Below are 17169 nucleotides of genomic sequence, written 5' to 3' on the forward strand. Positions count from 1 at the left end.
TTACCCTTCTCTGTCCCGCTGAAACGTGAACGTCCAGCCTTCTATAATACCTTGCTGAGAAAATCGCGCGTACGGGCATGCTTGGGATGGCCGAACACCTCAGCCGGTGTTCCCTGCTCCACAATCACTCCGCCGTCCATGAAGAGGATTCGGTCCCCCACTTCACGGGCGAAGCCCATCTCGTGCGTTACAATCACCATGGTCATCCCTCCCACGGCCAGCTGCTTCATAACCTCCAGCACTTCACCGACCATCTCCGGGTCCAGCGCCGAGGTCGGCTCGTCGAACAGCATGACATGCGGCTGCATGGCCAGCGCCCGGGCAATCGCAATCCGCTGCTTTTGTCCGCCGGAGAGCTGAGCCGGATAAGCATCGCGCTTGTCCTCGAGGCCTACGGTACGCAGCAGCTCCAGCGCGACCTTCTCCGCTTCGGAAGCCTGCTGCTTCTTCACCTTGAGCGGAGCGAGCATAATGTTCTGTAGCACGGATTTGTGCGGGAACAGGTTGAATTGCTGGAACACCATGCCCATTTTCTCGCGGGTCACATTGATGTCATGCCGCTTGGCCGTAATGGATTGCCCCTCGAAGCTGATCTCGCCGCCTGTAGGCTGCTCCAGCAGGTTGAGGCAGCGCAGGAAGGTACTCTTGCCCGATCCGCTGGGGCCGATGACGACAACGACCTCACCCTTGTGAATATTCAGATCAATGCCCTTCAGGATCTCCAGCTTCCCGAAGCTCTTCTGCAGGTTCTTAACCTCGATCATCCGTGTTCAGCCTCCGTTCCAATATACCCAGCAGCTTGGATAGTGTGAATGTCATGACAAAATACATGATTGCAATTATAACATAGGGCGTCAGACCTTCATACGTTATCGTTGTAATGGTCTTGGCCTGGAAGAACAGGTCTGCCACCCCAATCATAGACACGATTGAGGATTCTTTGATAATGGTAATAAATTCGTTACCGATGGCCGGCAGCACGTTCTTAATCGCCTGGGGCAGCACAATGTAGCGCATTGTCATCCCCTGCTTCATCCCGAGTGAACGCGCCGCCTCGACCTGCCCACGGTCCACCCCTTGAATCCCGGCACGGAAAATCTCTGCCAGATAAGCAGAGCTGTTGATGGTTAATGTAATCGCCCCGGACTGGATGGGCGTAAACTCAAGTCCAAGCTCCGTCAATCCGTAGTGAATCAGGAACAGTTGCACCAGCATTGGCGTCCCGCGTAAGAATTCCACCCATGCGGTGGCGATAAAGCGCAGAATTCTCCATTTGGACATCCGCAGGAGCGATACCAGAATGCCGAGTACGAAACCGAAGAATACTCCCAGCACCGCAAGCAGCAGTGTGTACTTTAGACCGGATAAGAAAAAATTGCGGTATTCATAAGCCATATCAAATACATTCATTGCCTGCCCTCCTCTTCTCAAAAAAATAGAAAACGGCGGATCACCGCCATTTTCTTCATGGTCGAACATGATCCCGCAGCCGGCTGCGGGCCTATACTTGATCTCTGCGAACCGCGTGCTATTTGCTCTCGGCCAGCTCGCTTGCTGCCGCTACAAATTCATCAATCTTGCCTTCGGAATTCAGGCGGCCCAGTGTCTTATTCACTTGATCGAGCAGCTCGGTGTTGCCCTTCTTCACGCCGATGACATAGCCGTCATCTTCAACCTCAGGCTTGGCATCCGTGATCACGAGTCCCTTGACGTTCTTCACAAAGGACTTGGCAACAGGTCCTTCCATGATGGAAGCATCCACACGGTTCGACTGCAGCTGAAGAACGATTTCGGAGATTTTACCGAGGGAGGTCAGCTGTGCGCCTTCAATGCCCTTGGCGATATCTTCTTGAATCGAACCGGTCTGAATCCCGATCTTGGCGCCCTTCAGCGCGTCCATGGTTGCATATTTGTCCTTATCTGCTTCACGTACTACGACTGCCTGCTCCGCTTTGTAGTAGATGTCAGACAGACCTACAGCTTCGGCACGTTCCGGTGTCGGGCTAAGCCCCGAGATGACCATATCGATCCGTCCGCTTGACAGCTCATTCAGCAGAGAATCGAACGGAAGATCCTTAACCTCCAGCTCCTGGCCCAAATCAGCCGCAATCTCCTTGGCAATCTCAATATCGAATCCGACAACCATATCCTTGCCGTCGATCATCTTGTGGAATTCATATGGAGGAAAGTCTGCGCTTGTCCCCATAATCAGCTTCTTCGCAGGAGCTTCTGTGCTTGCTGCTCCGCCATTTCCGCTTGCTGCGGTATTGTTCTTATCGTTATTGGAGCCGCATCCGGCCAGCAGTCCTGCTGCCAGCAGCAGTCCCATAGAAAGTTTACCCCATTTGTTCATTTGTTCCGTCTCCCTTACTCTATTTATATTCTATCTCTAATCCGTCCAATGACTAAATGACCGATTGACCGATTTATTATAAATCACTTCGCATGAATATGCAAAGACGAATTTGTGACAAAAACCTGTTACGAAGACAAAAAAATGCACATCCTATGAAGGTGGTATATAATACTATCTACTATAGATTATCTCCAACTGATGCAGGAATCATTACACTGGTGTATATAGGAAGGATCATAAGGGTCTGAAGCTTCCACCCAACTTACAGGAGGTGCAACTATGCTGCTTGAAGCGATGTACCATGTTCCCCGTGACAAATGGGCCTATGCCTATGATACTGAAACGATTCATCTGCGGGTGCGCACCAAACGTGATGATGTGGACTATGTAGTCGCCCTTACCGGCGACAAGTACGACTGGCAGCACACCTCTTATGACATCATCATGGAGAAAGCCGCCTCCGATGACAAATTCGACTACTGGGAAGCGGCGGTCCGGCCCAAATATAAGCGGCTCAGCTATACTTTTCGCGTCAGTAAAGGCATGGAGACGGTCTATCTGCTCGATAACGGTATCCGCTCTGAATGTCCGCCGCCGCCGAATCACTTCTACGAATTCCCGTATATCCACGGGGTCGACTTGTTCCGGGTTCCTACGTGGGCCAAGGACGCGGTGTTCTACCAGATCATGACCGAGCGGTTCGCGAATGGCAATCCCTTGATTAACCCGGAAGGCACGCAGCCCTGGGGCGGGAAGCCCGAGCTGAATAATTTCTTCGGCGGTGACCTCCAGGGTGTGCTGGATCATCTGGATGATCTGCAGGAGCTGGGCATTAATGCCCTATACTTCACGCCGTTGTTCGTCTCCCCGTCCAACCATAAATATGACATCGTGGATTATAAAAAAGTCGACCCGCATTTCGGCGACAATGAGCTGCTGAGGCAGGTCGTCGAAGAATGCCACAAGCGGGGCCTGCGCGTCATGCTGGACGCCGTATTCAACCACTGCAGCGATCAATTCCCTCCTTTTCAGGATGTTCTGGCGAAGGGGGAATACTCGGTCTACCGCGACTGGTTCCATGTGAACTCTTTTCCGGCTGAGGTTGTGGACGGCATTCCGACCTACGACACCTTCGGCTTCTACGGCAATATGCCGAAGTTCAACACCGCCAATCATGAAGTGAAATCTTATCTGCTGGAGGTGGCCGAATACTGGATCAAGGAGATCAAGGTGGACGGCTGGCGGCTGGATGTGGCCAACGAGGTGGACCATCATTTCTGGCGCGATTTCCGCAAAGTAGTCAAAGCCGCTAATCCGGATGCTTACATTGTCGGTGAGGTGTGGAGTGACTCCCTGACCTGGCTGCTCGGCGATCAATTCGACTCCGTCATGAACTATCCGTTCTCGGGGACGGTGCTGGAATTCTTCAACGGCGGAATGGACGGCATAACGTTCGGACACCGGATCGGCGGCCTGCTCATGCGGTATCCGCAGCAGACGAACGAGGTGGTCTTCAATCTGCTTGGCAGCCACGACACTCCCCGCCTGCTCACCGTGCTTGGTGAAGACAAACGCAAGCTGAAGCTGACCGTCGTCTTCCTGTTCACCTTCATGGGTACTCCCTGTATCTATTACGGCGATGAGATCGGCCTGACCGGCCACGAGGACCCGGATTGCCGCAAATGTATGGAATGGGATGAAGAGAAGCAGGACCGCGAGCTGTACAACTTTTACCGGATGATGATTACCTTGCGTAAGGACAATAAGGCTCTCCGTGAAGGACGCTTCCGGATTCTTCAGGCTTGTGAGCATGACCCGTGCATCGTCTATGAGCGCGCAGATGAGCTGATTCATTTCACCGTCTGGATGAACAATTCACCGCAGCCGCGCACGCTCAGCCACCCGATGGAGACCAGTGACTGGCTCGATGCGCTGACCGGCGAAGCGGTGGTCCCGGAACGCGGGATGATGAATGTGGCGCTTGATCCGTACGAGTACCGGATTCTGTTCCGGCATATTGTGGAGGTGAGTTCTAATGATTGAACGCGAGCAAAGAATCGAACAGTATTTCAAGTCCTGGATTGACAATGAACCGTCCGTATTAACAGCAATCTTCGACCCTGCCATTGTGTACACCGAAAGCTACGGCCCTGAGTACCGGGGATTAGACACTCTGTTACTGTGGTTCGAAGACTGGAATACGCGCGGCACGGTGCTGGACTGGACCATCAAGCAATTCATCCACCAGGGCCATATGACTGTAGTCGAATGGTACTTCAAGTATGAGTATGATGCCGTAACCGATGCGTTTGACGGAGTCTCCATCGTTGAATTTAACCCGGAGAACCAGATCGTGAGTCTAAAAGAATTTCAATCGAAAATCCCCCATTCTTATCCGTACACCTGACTTGAAGGGCGGATCAGACACAGTAACACACAAATACAAACACCAAAAGGCATCCCTTCGTTCATGATGAACTCTGGGGTGCCTTTTCCATCCTGATCCTGCTATTTCCTATTCCGCTGGGGCGGCTGTAATGTTGTTGTAAATATCAATATACTGCTGCGCGGATACGTTCCAGCTGTAGTCGCCGGAGAAAGCGTTCTTCGCCACCTTCTTCCAGTGCTCAGGCTTGTGGTAGAACGATACGGCGCGGCGCAGGGTGTGCATCATATCATGGGCATTGTAGTCCTTGAAGGTGAAGCCGTTGCCCTCTCCGGTGTATTCATTGTACGCCTGTACGGTATCGTTCAGCCCGCCTGTCTCACGGACGACCGGAATGCTGCCGTAACGCAGCGCCAGGAGCTGACTGATGCCGCAAGGCTCGAATTTGGACGGCATCAGGAAGATGTCGCTGGCGGCGTAGATTTTGCGGGATAAGGCATCATTGAACAGAATCTGTGAAGAGAGCTTGGTCGGGTAACGCCACTGTGCTTCGCGGAACCAGCGTTCGTAGACCTCATCTCCCGTTCCGAGCAGGACAAATTGGATGTCATCGTAATACAGCAGCTCATCCAGGACACGGGTCAGCAGATCCAGTCCTTTGGAATCCACCAGACGGGTAACCATAGCTACCATTGGAATGTAAGGCGCCACCGGCAGTCCAAGCTCCTGCTGTAGTCCCAGCTTATTCTCGGCCTTCTTGGCCAGATTGGAGCGGTACTTGGTGAAGATCGCAGAATCGCTGGACGGATTATAGCTCTTGGTGTCAATCCCGTTCACAATCCCGCTTAAGGCATCCGAACGCGAAGCCAGCAGCCCGTCCAGGCCGTATCCGTAATACGGGGTGCGGATCTCGTCGGCATAGGTCGGGCTGACTGTCGTGACATGGTCACTGTAGACAATCCCGCCCTTCATATAATTCACGTTCCCGAAGTATTCCACGCCCAGGAAATAGCTGTCGTCCAGACCGAGCAGCTCACCGAGTACCGTATACGGGAAGACTCCCTGGTACAGGAGATTATGTATGGTGAATACCGTACGCATCTCACTGTAGAACGGATTATGCCGGTAATGCGCCTGCAGCAGCAGCGGAACAACCGCAGCATGCCAGTCATGGCAGTGGATGACATCCGGCTGGAAGCCTATGGACGGCAGGCACTCCAGCACCGCCCGGTTGAAGTATGCGAACCGTTCCCCGTCATCCATATAGCCATAAATCCCGTCACGGCCGAAGTAATACTCATTGTCGATGAAATAGACGGGAATCCCTTCAAAGACCACCCGTTCAATCCCGCAATACTGATTGCGCCAGCCAATCGGAACGTCCAGAGTAGCGACATGCTCCATCTGTGCTGAATATTTCTCGGGAATCCCCTTATATTTGGGCAAAACCACCCGGACATCGACTCCGGCAGCCTTAAGGGCCTTCGGCAGGGCACCGATGACATCGGCCAGCCCGCCTGTTTTGATAAATGGATGGGCTTCTGCTGCGGCAAATAGTACTTTCATTCCATTCTCCCCCTTAGGATAGTTGCTTATTCGGAACATTTATGCAAATTAAACGGTCTTGCGCCCGGTCTTCTTAAGCACCACAAATCCAAGCGGCGGCAGGGTCAGTTCTACACTGTTCACCTGATTATGCCACTCTGTCCTGGTACTCTTCACTGGTTCATTGTGGAACCCTGACCCGCCGTATTCGGTGTTCTCGGAGCTGAATAATTCCTCATAGACGCCCGGACGCGGCACACCGATGCGGTAATGACGGCGCTCGACCGGCTGGAAGTTGATGATAATCAGCAGGGTATCCACCGGACGCTTGCCTCTGCGGATATAGGATACAACACTCTGGCCGCTGTCGTCTGCATCGATCCACTGGTAGCCCGCCATGTCGTGATCCAGCTCCCACAAGGCTTTCTCGGCAAGGTACAGCTTATTGAGCGCAGACGTATAGGCCAGCATCCGCTGATGGCTCTCATAATCCAGCAGCAGCCAGTCGAGCTGCTCCTGATCCTTCCATTCAATGAATTGTCCGAACTCTCCGCCCATGAACAGCAGCTTCTTGCCTGGATGGCTGATCTGATACCCGAGAAGCAGGCGCAGCCCGGCAAATTTCTGCTCATAGGAGCCTGGCATTTTGTCCAGCAGTGACTTCTTGCCGTGCACCACTTCGTCATGGGACAGCGGCAGCGTATAGTTCTCGGCATACGCATAGCATATCGGGAAGGTCAACAAATTATGATGATAAGGGCGTGATCCGAAATCACGTTCTATGTAGCCCAAGGTGTCGTTCATCCACCCCATATTCCATTTGTAGTTGAAGCCCAGGCCCCCTTCATGCACCGGGGAGGTTACGCCCGGCCAGGCACTGGATTCTTCAGCCATCATGAGCGCCTTCGGATAATACTGGAAGATCGTTTGATTGAGCTGCTGGATGAACCGGATGGCTTCCAGATTCTCCAGTCCTCCATGTTCATTCGTCCGGTACTGATGATGGTCCTTCTCGAAATCAAGCCGCAGCATACTCGTAACCGCATCCACGCGCATTCCGTCGATATGGTACTTCTCGAACCAGAACAAGGCATTGGAGATCAGGAACGATGAGATTTCCGGCTTGCTGAAGTCAAAGGACAAGGTGCCCCAGCCCGGCTTCTCTGCCAGCATCGGATCGGCATACTCATACAGCGGCGAACCGTCGAACAAGCGCAGACCATGGGCATCCTTCGCAAAATGGGCCGGAACCCAGTCCAAAATAACCCCGATTCCCGCCTGATGCAGCTGATCGATCAGATACATCAGATCCTGCGGCTCCCCGAAGCGGCTGGTAGCCGCAAAATAGCCGGTTCCCTGATAGCCCCAGGACAGATCATAGGGATGCTCGGCAAGCGGCATGAACTCTACGTGGGTATAGCTCATTTCGCTCAGGTACGGAATCAGCAGACTGCTGATCTCTCTATAGGTATAGAGCTCGCCGTCCTCCTTCTGCCTCCAGGTTCCCAGATGCATCTCGTAGATGTTCATGGGTGCCTGATAAGGCCCTTTGCTCTTCCGCCGCCAGGCGGCATCGCCCCATTTATAGCCGTCCAGATTCGCCACAACAGACGCTGTAGCCGGACGCACCTCCGCCTGGAAGGCGTAAGGATCTGCTTTGAGGAAGCTTGTCCCGTCTGCTCCGGTAATCCTGTATTTGTAAAAAGTTCCCGGCGTTATGCCCGGAAAAAAACGACTCCAAAATCCTGAATCGGGTATCTTATATAACGTATCAAGATCGGATGTTCCATCCCAGCTGTTATGATCTCCCGCCAGTCCTACATATGCCGCATGAGGAGCCCACACGGTAAAGCGAACGCCGGCCTGCCCTTCCTGGACGGCAATGTGCGCGCCAAGCATCGTATAGCTGCGATAATTCGTGCCCTCATGGAACAGATAAATATCTTCAGCGGACGGGAGGTTCTCTGTCTTTGGTAAATCGGCCAAATCATCACCACCTTTGTATATAGGATGCACCTTTTACATTACCCGAATATGGAGCATTTGAAAATGATTTTGAGAGTGAATCCGGCGATTTCTGAATAAAGAAAATGTTTATGTAATTTTTCTTGATACGCAGCAATATAATTCACCTATGCCGTTTCAAGGGCCCAACTTGCGTGTATATTACAAGCATTGACAAAAAAATGGGAGGGATAACAAATGAGTAAAAAAGATTGTATCGCCATGCTCCTGGCGGGCGGGGAAGGCCGCAGATTGGCCCCTTTGACTTCCAGCATGGCTAAGCCTGCAGTCCCTTTCGGCGGACAGTACAGAATTATTGATTTTCCCCTCAGCAACTGTGTGAATTCCAAGATTGATACCATCGGAGTACTGACTCAGTACGAAGCGGAATCCTTACATCAGCATATCGGTGAAGGCGAGCCCTGGGGGCTGCACAGCCGGAGTGATCGGGGTGTAAGACTGCTCCCTTCAGGCATTGAAGGCAGAGACAGCTATACAGGCACCGCCGATGCTATTTATAAGAATATTGAATACATTGACAGTCAGGACCCGGATCATGTTCTTATCCTGTCGGCAGACCATATCTATCACATGGATTACCGCAAAATGCTCGATTACCACATCGCCAAGTCTGCAAAAGCCACCATTTCGGTCATGGAGGTCCCTTGGGATGAGGCAAGCCGCTTCGGCGTGATGAACGTGGATGAAGATTTGAAGATCTCCGAATTTGCCGAGAAACCGAAGGCTCCGAAGAGCAATCTGGCGTCCATGGGCATTTATGTGTTCGAGTGGGCCTACTTGAAGGCTTATTTACTGCGGGATGCTGCAATGGCGGAATCCGGTCATGACTTCGGTAAAGATGTTATTCCGGCCATGCTGGATGCAAGTGATGAGCTGTTCGCTTACCGCTTCGAAGGCTACTGGAGAGATGTGGGTACAGTTGGCAGCCTCTGGGAAGCTCATATGGATCTTCTGCAGGAGGACGGCTTCCAGCTGGATAACTCCCGCTGGCCGATGTACAGCCGTGCACAGCGCACCAGGCTGGCTGCGATCAGACCCCGCGATCAAGCTGCGGCGGCGGATTGCCTGATTCATGAAACCTGCCAGCTCGAAGGCAGCCCTCAGCGTTCTGTCATCTTCGGCGGTGTGGAGATCGGCAAGCTGAGCAGAATCAAGCAGAGCGTGGTAATGCCGGGTGCCCGCATAGGCCGCGGTGTTCTGATCGAACACGCCATTATCGGTGAAGGGGCTGTCATCAAGGACGGTGCTGTCATCAAAGGCAGTGCAGACAACATCGTTGTTGTCGGCCCGCATGAGATTGTAGCTGCCAAGCCGCTGGTCCGTACCCAGCCTTCCCGCCTGCTTCAGGAGGTCTATGAGAAGGCCGGCCGTCTGCGTGCAGAAGGTATGCCTTCCTAAATATCACTCAGCCCTAAGGGCTGTTACATACAAAGGGATACAGCTCCGGTCTCTCCGGACGATAGCTGTATCCCTTTTGTATAAATATAATAAATTATAGGTTTCAAGTTACCGGCGGGGTGCCGGTGCGGGTATGTCCCTGTTCGCTATCATCAAGCGGCAGAATGACGGTAACCTGAGTCCCCTTGCCCAGCTCACTGTCCATTTCCAGCTTGCCGTTATGAAGCTCCACGATCTGCTGGGAGATCGCCAGCCCCAGGCCCGTGCCTCCGTTCAGGGCATCGACCTGGAAGAAGCGGTCCCGTACTCTGGACAGATGCGCTTCACTAATGCCGATACCGCTGTCACGAACAGTGACCGCCATCTCAGTACCGGACAGGCGTTCCGCCGACAGCACGATGCTCGAATCCTCTGGCGAGAACTTCACCGCATTATCCACCAGATTGAGGAAGACCTGCTTGAGGCGGTTGGCATCCCCCTTGATGAAGATCGTCTCCTCACATTCCAGCAGCAGGTGAATCCGCTTCTTCTCGGCCTTGGCCCAGATATTGAGCAGCGTCTCCTGCAGCAGGACCTTAATATCCACTTGCCCCATCGACAGCTTCATCTCGTTCTGCTGCAGCTTAGAGAAGTCGAGGATTTCTTCCACCAGCCCGATCAGCCGGTCACTCTCTCTGGAGATAATTCCGACCCCAAGCTTAGTCTCTTCAGGGTCGTAGCCTCCGGAGACCAGGGTCTCGCTCCAGCCCTTGATGCTGGTCAGCGGGGTGCGCAGCTCATGCGAGATCGAGGAGATGAAATCGTCCTTGATCTGATTGCTGCGGACAATCTCATCCGCCATATAGTTCAGCGTTGAAGCAAGTTCCCCGATCTCGTACCGGTAATCGCCCTTGATCCGGGTCGTGAACTTGCCCTTCGCCATCTGAACCGACACTGCCGTAATATTATTCAGCGGACGCACAATCGAATTAGCGAGACCGAAGCTGAGCAGCAGCACAATCGTCAGCACCGCCACACCGATGCCAATGGAGAGCAGAGTAAGATTAAGCAGATTGCTATTAACGCCTTCCATCGAAGTCAGGTAACGCAGAACATACGTGTCATGGGAGTTGATCTGCACCATCTTGGAGACCGCCATGACATTCTCATTGGTACCGGCTTGGCGGCCAACCCAACGGCCGATACCACCGCCTACCGCCTCGGGGACATCACTGGTGGTGATCGTCCGGTCCGGCTGGAACCCGGTTGAGCTGGTAATGATATCCCCTTTTAGCGTCAGGACCTCCAGCTCGGTAAACTCCACATTGAATAACTTAAGCACCTTCTCCAGCTGGGCCTGCGACTTGTCTTCCGTAATTTCATATTTCTTATATGACTCGGCCACACTCATGGAAGTGGTGATTTTGCTGTAAATGCTGTTGTAATAATAGGTGCGGATCGCCAGCAGGAAGATCGTCTCCACAAGGAGAAGCGCCACAAAGACTACCAATATATAATGCAGTACGATCTGTCTGCGCATCCCCTTCTTAATCATTGTACCTGGCCTTTCCATTTATAGCCGTGCCCCCACACCGTTTGCAGGTATTCAGGCTCCGATGGATTATTTTCGATTTTTTGGCGCAAGCGGCGGATGTTCACATCAACGATCTTAGGGTCGCCCATATACTCCTTGCCCCAGACATGATCGAGCAGGGAATCACGGCTGAGCGGTGTATTCTCCTTCTCCAGGAAGAACTGAACCAGCGAGAATTCCGTTGGCGTAAGCTCGATCGCTTCCCCGCTCCGCTTGAACTGCTTGGAGATCAGATCCAGCGTGAATGGGCCCGATTGGAATGATACCTTGGCCGACTGCTCGCGGTGAACATTGACCCGGCGCAGCAGTGACTGGATACGGGCGATCAGCTCGGTTGGACTGAACGGCTTACTGACATGGTCATCTGCTCCTACGGACAGCGCGTAGACCTTGTCCTGCTCCTGAACCTTGGCGGTCAAGAAAATAATTCCCAGCCGCTCATTGGTCTCCCGGATGCGTCTGCACACTTCGAACCCGTCGATGCCGGGAACCATCACATCCAACAAAGCGATATCAATATCATGAATGGTGGTCAGCTTATGCAGCGCCTCGTTACCGTCCGCCGCCTCAAGTACTTCAAAGCCGTTGCGTTTCAGGTTAATGACAATAAAACTGCGGATGGATTCCTCATCCTCCAGTATCAGTACTTTACTCATCGATTCCCTTCCTTTCAATAGAGGATTGGATTCGTCCGTCCTCTCCTCCGATTGTACTCTGTTCCAGTTCTCCCCGGTACCCGATCATTTTATCCAGATCGCGGCCGAGGAGCTTCCAGCCGGTGTTCTTCACATTGTCCCATTCCGCAGGCGAGAAGAACGAGACTTCGGCGACCGTCTCTCCGGTATCCGTCATAATGAATTTGAGCGATTTGTTCTGAACAGACTTGGTGTCCACGGTCACCCGCTCCTGCCATTCAGGGGCGAAGTTAATGGTGAACCGGTCCAGCGGATCATTGTAGAGCTGGGTACTGAAGGTCAGGCCTTCTTTCCCGTCCCATTTGTAATAGGAATTGAAATACGGGATGGTCTCCGGGTCGAAATATTCCCAGCCCTTGGGGGGAACCAGCATACCGATCTCAATAATCCCATCCGCATCAATATCCTCACTGACAATTTTGCGGTCCTTGAAGGTGCGGGCATCCCCCGGAACCACCACTCGCAGCTTGTTATTCTCCATCACTACCACCGTTGTATAGGCTGAACGCGAATCCACGGCAGAATCCAGTACAATCCCTTCTTTATTCGCAGCTACTTTTCCTGAGACAATATTGTAATAACTATTGAAATAAGGGTTTAGATCGTCGAGTTCATCCAGTACCTTGAAGCTGTCGTTATACTGATAGGTAGTAATAGTAGCGAATTCATTACGCTTGAAGTATACCACGGTAATATCCGTAATCCCGTCTTCATTCAGATCGTCGATAATATATTTGGTGTACGGCTTGGTCAGAATCTCTTCCAGCACTCCGCCGGAATAACTGTAGACGACCATGCCCTTCACGCCCTTCACTTCCCGGCGGGCATAGCCGGTAACAATATCAAGCTTGCCGTCACCCGTTACATCTCTGAGCTCCACCGAATCCAGCATGGTGCCGTCGCCGTCGAAGGTAAGCTTCTTAACCCAGGTATCCTCATGCTTCTCCAGGATCATCCCATGGATCACCACGGCTTCGTTCTTGGTCTCGTAGAACACGAGCGTCTCCATCACGCCATCCCGGTCCAGGTCCTCTGTAAAAATAGAGCTGTTATCATCATTGGCCGGACGGGTCAAGGTGCCATCCAGTGCCTTCAATGAAGAATTGATGGCCGCCATCAGCGAAGCCTTGTCCGCAGGCAGTTGGGGCACCCTCATCAGGGATACCGGATCATTGATGAAGGTGCAGCCTGACAGGGCAAACAGCGACAGAGCGGCTGCGGCAAGCCCTCCCACTACACGCATACGCATATTCAACTTCATTTATGCTCTCCTTACTGAACGCCTTGCCTGACTTCACAGATGCAGCCGCTCCTGTGAGGTGAGCCGTCGTCCTTTGACATCATGCTTGATTCTTCCGTCCTCCAGTACCCACAGACGGCTGGCGTAACGCTCGGCCAGTTCAATCGGCAGCACCGTAAGCACGGTAAGGCCTGTCTCCTTGCACAGCTTACGGAGGGTCTCCAGCACATTCTCCGCAGTCTTGGGATCAAGGCCCGTCACCGGCTCATCGGCCAGAATGACCTTGGCGCCGTGGACCAGGGCACGGGCAATCGCCACACGCTGACGTTCCCCCCCGCTGAGCTGGCCGGACTTCAGCTTGGCCTTGTCGAGCAGACCAAGCAGGTCGAGCTGGTCCATCGCCCCCATATAATCATCTGAACGGACCATTCCTGTAGCCATCCGCCACAGCGGCGTCTGGGAGGATTGTCCGATCAGCACATTCTTCAGTGCAGTGCGGTTCGGATTAAGCTCCGCGTTCTGCTCCAGATAAGCCCATTCCCGGCGGATCTTGCGTTTGCCGGCGAAGGGACTCTTCATAATATCCTGCCCATCTACCCTGAAATTCCCTCTGTCCCACTTCTCGTGAAGGGCAAGGCAGCGCAGTAATGTGGACTTCCCGCTGCCGCTGGCTCCGAGCAGCGCTACAAATTCTCCCGGTTCTAATTGAAATCCGATATCCTGAAGCACCGGTGTTTTATCTTCCCCGACCGCTTTGGCCAAATGTTCAACTGTAATCATAGGTCAGCCTCTCCTGTCTTCGACTCTACTCTATAGTGTACTCTGAAAGCGGGATCAAATTCCATGCGAGCATTCGTTCTTATTCTACCTCATATCGTCTTCCGTGGCGAGAATAATAACCCGGCCAGCCCAAACACAATGTACAGGCCGCCCATTACGCCAAACACACTGCCACCCCAGCCGAATTGCAGCAGCAGTCCGCCGATGCCAGGTCCCGCTATACTTCCAAGACTATAATGGAAGGAAGCGACGACGTTGGCAGCCGGAAGCAGCTTACGGGGCAGGATATCGGCGGCATAGCTTAACCCGAGTGAGAAAAAGGAGCCGACAAGCCCCCCGGCCACCATCAGCACCGCCAGCGTCAGCAGGAAATGGTCGGCTGTAAGCGGAAGCAGCGTGAAGGCCAGGCCTCCTCCTGTGCCCGCAGCAATCAGGATGGCCTTGCGGCCGTAGCGGTCGCTCCATATGCCGAGCGGCAGCTGGAGCATCAGCCCCCCGATGCCTGCAAAGGGCAGCAGGGCGGCAATCTGGTCTGCACTGAAGCCGGTGCGCAGCCCGTACACCGGGAAGCTGCTGTTCAGACTGGCTTCCATATAGCCGTATAACAGTGCCGGGATCAGCGCATACCAAGCAAGCCGGTAGCTCCGGCCGAACCTGCTTGCCTGGCCTTCGCTGTGATCCATAGCTTCCGGGCGCGAGTCAGGCAGCTTGAAGCCCACAATCAGCAGCACAATAACGAACAGCAGAGCTGTAATCAGGAACGGCGCGGGCTGCCCGAACCGCAGCAGGCTGATGCCAAGCGGTCCCAGGCTGAAGCCCAGACCGTAGGACATGCCGTAGAGCGACAGATTGCGTCCACGGTGCTCCGCCGGTGTCATGAGCAGCACCCAGAGCTGCGCGGCGTAGTTAATGGCTGAATCGCCGATCCCGACAAGCAGGCGGAGCACGAACCAGACCTTCACGCCTGTAAGCAGCGGGAACAGCAGCAGTGTGACCAGCACCAGCGCGAGACCGGCTGCGATCAGCTTCTTGAAACCGATAGCGCCAAGCACCCGCTCTGCAATCAGGGTCATAGCGAACGATCCTACATACAGGGCAGCCGCGTTAAGCCCGTTCAGCGAGGAAGAGACGCCCTCTTGCTCCAGCAGAATGGATAAGACCGGCAGCAGCATCCCCTGGCTCAGCCCTGCCAGAATAATCACGGCAATCAAAATCAAATAATTCGTTCTGCCGCTAACTGCAAGCGGCTTCGGTGTGGATACTGGCACGAATAAATCCTCCTATGTAATTCAGTGGTGACCGGAACCTTGCGTCCATGCGGCAAACACGGAACATTATAGTGGACAACCTTCTTCAAAACAAGAGATAATATATAGAAGTGACTGATTTTTCTGGAGGTGACCCGGCTTAAATGAAGTATGAACTGAGCATTGATGTTTCCCCCGTATACGAACTGCTGGACAGTTTCATGTTATATGTGACCAAGAAATGGACCTCCAATCTGGACATCGGCACCGATTGGATCAGGGACGTGGACGGCCGTTTCACACCCGCCCAGCTGGCTGCACTGAAGCAGGCCGCCGAGTGGCCGTTCGAAGATTATGATGTGCTCTACGCCTGGGCCTACAGCCGGGGCGAGGCTTCCAAGGTACTGCAGTTCCTGGCTGAGCTGGAGAACTCTTCTCTGGAGGATTGCCTGCACCGGACGGAGCCGTTCTTCCATAGCTTCTCGGCTGAAGAATGCGCACGGATCAAGAACGGGTATACGCCACTTTTGCGGATCTGGTACGAGCATTATTTCCGCCATGTCGAGCATACCCTGCTGCCGCTGCTGATTGAAGACGCCTCTGAGAAAAAAATGCTGGAGAGCAAAATGGACATGGTCCCGCTGATCGAATATGCTTCCGGCGGCATTGTCATCGAAGACATTCCCGGTCTTAAGACCATCGTCCTGCTGCCTACAGTGCATAACCGGCCAATCAACACGTATTGCTTCTTCAAAAACCTGATGCTGGTACAATACCCCGTAGATGTCCCTTCAGACAATGAGGAGGAGCCGCCCACCGTGCTGCTTCGTTTAGCACAGGCTCTCTCTGACCCTACGCGGCTGAGGCTGCTGCGCTTCGTAGCGAATGAACCGAAGACGCTGTGGGAGATGCAGTCCGGGCTGAGCCTCTCCCGCGAGATGCTGATGCATCATCTGCTCAGTCTGCGGGTCGCCGGACTCCTGCGGGTCCACCTGCGCGGTGAAGGCACCGAACGCTACAGCATCCGCCCTGACGGGGCCTCCGAGCTCCAGATGTTCCTGGAGTCCTACATTCGAATCTAACAGACAAGCATAGGAGTGAACCGCATGAAGTATTTGACCCAACAAGTAATTTTTGATCTCGATGATACCCTGGTGCATTGCAACAAATATTTCGACCTCATTCTGGGACAGTATTTCGAGCTGATGTCCGACTGGTTCAGCGATTACCAGCCTACAATCGGCGAACTGCGCAGCAAGCAGGTGGAGATCGATGTCGAGACCGTCAGCACAAGCGGGCTGGCCAGCGACAATTTTCCGAAATCGCTGATTGCCACCTACCGTTATTTCTGCAGCAAATATAACCGCGAACCGGATGACTTCGAGGAGCGGCAGCTGATGAAGCTGGGCTTAAGCGTCTACGACCAGGAAGTGGAAGCCTACCCCGGCATGGTAGAGACGCTGGATACCCTCAAGCAGGACGGTCATTCCCTCTACCTCTATACCGGCGGCGACGACACCATCCAGCAGCGCAAAATCGCCCAAATGAAGCTGGACGCCTATTTCGATGACCGCATCTATATCCGCCAGCACAAAAATGTGGAGGCGCTTGAGGATATCCTGACCACACATCGATTCGACCGCAAAATCACCTGGATGATCGGCAATTCCCTGCGTACGGATGTGCTGCCCGCGCTGACGGCCGGAATCAACAGCATCTATCTGAAGCAGCAGAATGAGTGGCTCTACAATCTGGTTGAGCTTCAGCGGGAGATGCAGCAGTCCGTACTGACCATCTCCGCCATTCACGAGGTGCCTCCGGTGATCCGCACGGCTGCCCTGCGTGAGCACCACGGCTGACGGACCGCTTCACCAGGGTATAGCGATTGTTACAAATGGCATAGGCAGCCTGCTGCAGATATGAT

At 53.5% G+C, this 17169-nt stretch carries 15 protein-coding genes; 5 read left to right on the top strand and 10 right to left on the bottom strand.

The window, feature by feature from the left end:
• Positions 1-41: 41 nt before the first annotated feature.
• The 3 genes from MHH28_RS07990 to MHH28_RS08000 all read right to left on the bottom strand — a co-directional run bounded on the left by MHH28_RS07990 (position 42) and on the right by MHH28_RS08000 (position 2353).
• Positions 42-764, bottom strand: a complete 723-nt coding sequence (locus MHH28_RS07990; protein ID WP_405113728.1) for an amino acid ABC transporter ATP-binding protein — start codon at positions 762-764, stop codon at positions 42-44.
• The gene (locus MHH28_RS07995) at positions 751-1410 is read right to left on the bottom strand and encodes an amino acid ABC transporter permease (RefSeq protein ID WP_405113730.1); all 660 of its coding nucleotides are present in this window, start codon (positions 1408-1410) and stop codon (positions 751-753) included. Before MHH28_RS07995 ends, MHH28_RS07990 begins: the two co-directional genes overlap by 14 nt.
• 118 nt (positions 1411-1528) lie before the next feature.
• A complete protein-coding gene (locus MHH28_RS08000) occupies positions 1529-2353 on the bottom strand; it encodes a transporter substrate-binding domain-containing protein (protein WP_405113731.1) in 825 nt (274 codons plus the stop codon).
• Positions 2354-2635: 282 nt separating this feature from the next.
• Here MHH28_RS08000 and MHH28_RS08005 point away from each other — a divergent pair, with 282 nt between their 5' ends.
• Positions 2636-4399 (top strand): alpha-glycosidase, encoded by a 1764-nt coding sequence (locus tag MHH28_RS08005; RefSeq protein WP_405113733.1) that lies wholly within the window; start codon positions 2636-2638, stop codon positions 4397-4399.
• Positions 4392-4763: a nuclear transport factor 2 family protein gene (locus tag MHH28_RS08010; protein WP_405113735.1), complete on the top strand. Its 372-nt coding sequence runs from the start codon at positions 4392-4394 to the stop codon at positions 4761-4763. The genes MHH28_RS08005 and MHH28_RS08010 overlap by 8 nt, the downstream gene beginning before the upstream one ends.
• A gap of 108 nt (positions 4764-4871) precedes the next feature.
• Here the strand turns inward: MHH28_RS08010 and glgA are convergent, their stop codons facing one another.
• Together glgA and glgB are read right to left on the bottom strand one after the other, a co-directional pair.
• Positions 4872-6308: a glycogen synthase GlgA gene (glgA, locus tag MHH28_RS08015; RefSeq protein WP_405113737.1), complete on the bottom strand. Its 1437-nt coding sequence runs from the start codon at positions 6306-6308 to the stop codon at positions 4872-4874.
• A 48-nt stretch (positions 6309-6356) separates the two neighbouring features.
• Positions 6357-8186, bottom strand: coding sequence for a 1,4-alpha-glucan branching protein GlgB (gene glgB, locus MHH28_RS08020; protein WP_405116924.1), 1830 nt, complete (start codon positions 8184-8186; stop codon positions 6357-6359).
• Positions 8187-8489: 303 nt separating this feature from the next.
• Here glgB and MHH28_RS08025 point away from each other — a divergent pair, with 303 nt between their 5' ends.
• Complete coding sequence (locus tag MHH28_RS08025; protein ID WP_405113739.1) at positions 8490-9710, top strand: glucose-1-phosphate adenylyltransferase; 1221 nt, start codon at positions 8490-8492, stop codon at positions 9708-9710.
• 103 nt (positions 9711-9813) lie between these two features.
• On the opposite strand, the gene MHH28_RS08030 is transcribed toward MHH28_RS08025, so the two are convergent.
• The 5 genes from MHH28_RS08030 to MHH28_RS08050 form a co-directional block, all read right to left on the bottom strand.
• The gene (locus MHH28_RS08030; RefSeq protein ID WP_405113741.1) at positions 9814-11244 is read right to left on the bottom strand and encodes a sensor histidine kinase; all 1431 of its coding nucleotides are present in this window, start codon (positions 11242-11244) and stop codon (positions 9814-9816) included.
• Entirely contained in the window at positions 11241-11939 is a 699-nt protein-coding gene (locus tag MHH28_RS08035; RefSeq protein WP_076079320.1) for a response regulator transcription factor, read from the bottom strand. The genes MHH28_RS08030 and MHH28_RS08035 overlap by 4 nt, the downstream gene beginning before the upstream one ends.
• Positions 11932-13239, bottom strand: coding sequence for a hypothetical protein (locus MHH28_RS08040; protein WP_405113743.1), 1308 nt, complete (start codon positions 13237-13239; stop codon positions 11932-11934). The genes MHH28_RS08035 and MHH28_RS08040 overlap by 8 nt, the downstream gene beginning before the upstream one ends.
• A gap of 33 nt (positions 13240-13272) precedes the next feature.
• The gene (locus MHH28_RS08045; protein WP_405113745.1) at positions 13273-13998 is read right to left on the bottom strand and encodes a phosphonate ABC transporter ATP-binding protein; all 726 of its coding nucleotides are present in this window, start codon (positions 13996-13998) and stop codon (positions 13273-13275) included.
• A gap of 89 nt (positions 13999-14087) precedes the next feature.
• The gene (locus tag MHH28_RS08050; protein ID WP_405113747.1) at positions 14088-15266 is read right to left on the bottom strand and encodes an MFS transporter; all 1179 of its coding nucleotides are present in this window, start codon (positions 15264-15266) and stop codon (positions 14088-14090) included.
• Positions 15267-15409: 143 nt separating this feature from the next.
• On the opposite strand from MHH28_RS08050, the gene MHH28_RS08055 reads away from it, so the two are divergent.
• Both MHH28_RS08055 and MHH28_RS08060 read left to right on the top strand, forming a co-directional pair.
• A complete protein-coding gene (locus MHH28_RS08055; RefSeq protein WP_405113749.1) occupies positions 15410-16327 on the top strand; it encodes an ArsR/SmtB family transcription factor in 918 nt (305 codons plus the stop codon).
• Positions 16328-16351: 24 nt separating this feature from the next.
• Positions 16352-17104, top strand: a complete 753-nt coding sequence (locus tag MHH28_RS08060; protein ID WP_405113751.1) for an HAD family hydrolase — start codon at positions 16352-16354, stop codon at positions 17102-17104.
• Positions 17105-17169: the final 65 nt, after the last annotated feature.

Origin of the sequence: Paenibacillus sp. FSL K6-1217 (assembly GCF_045040735.1) — a bacterium.
Lineage (GTDB): Bacteria > Bacillota > Bacilli > Paenibacillales > Paenibacillaceae > Paenibacillus_AQ.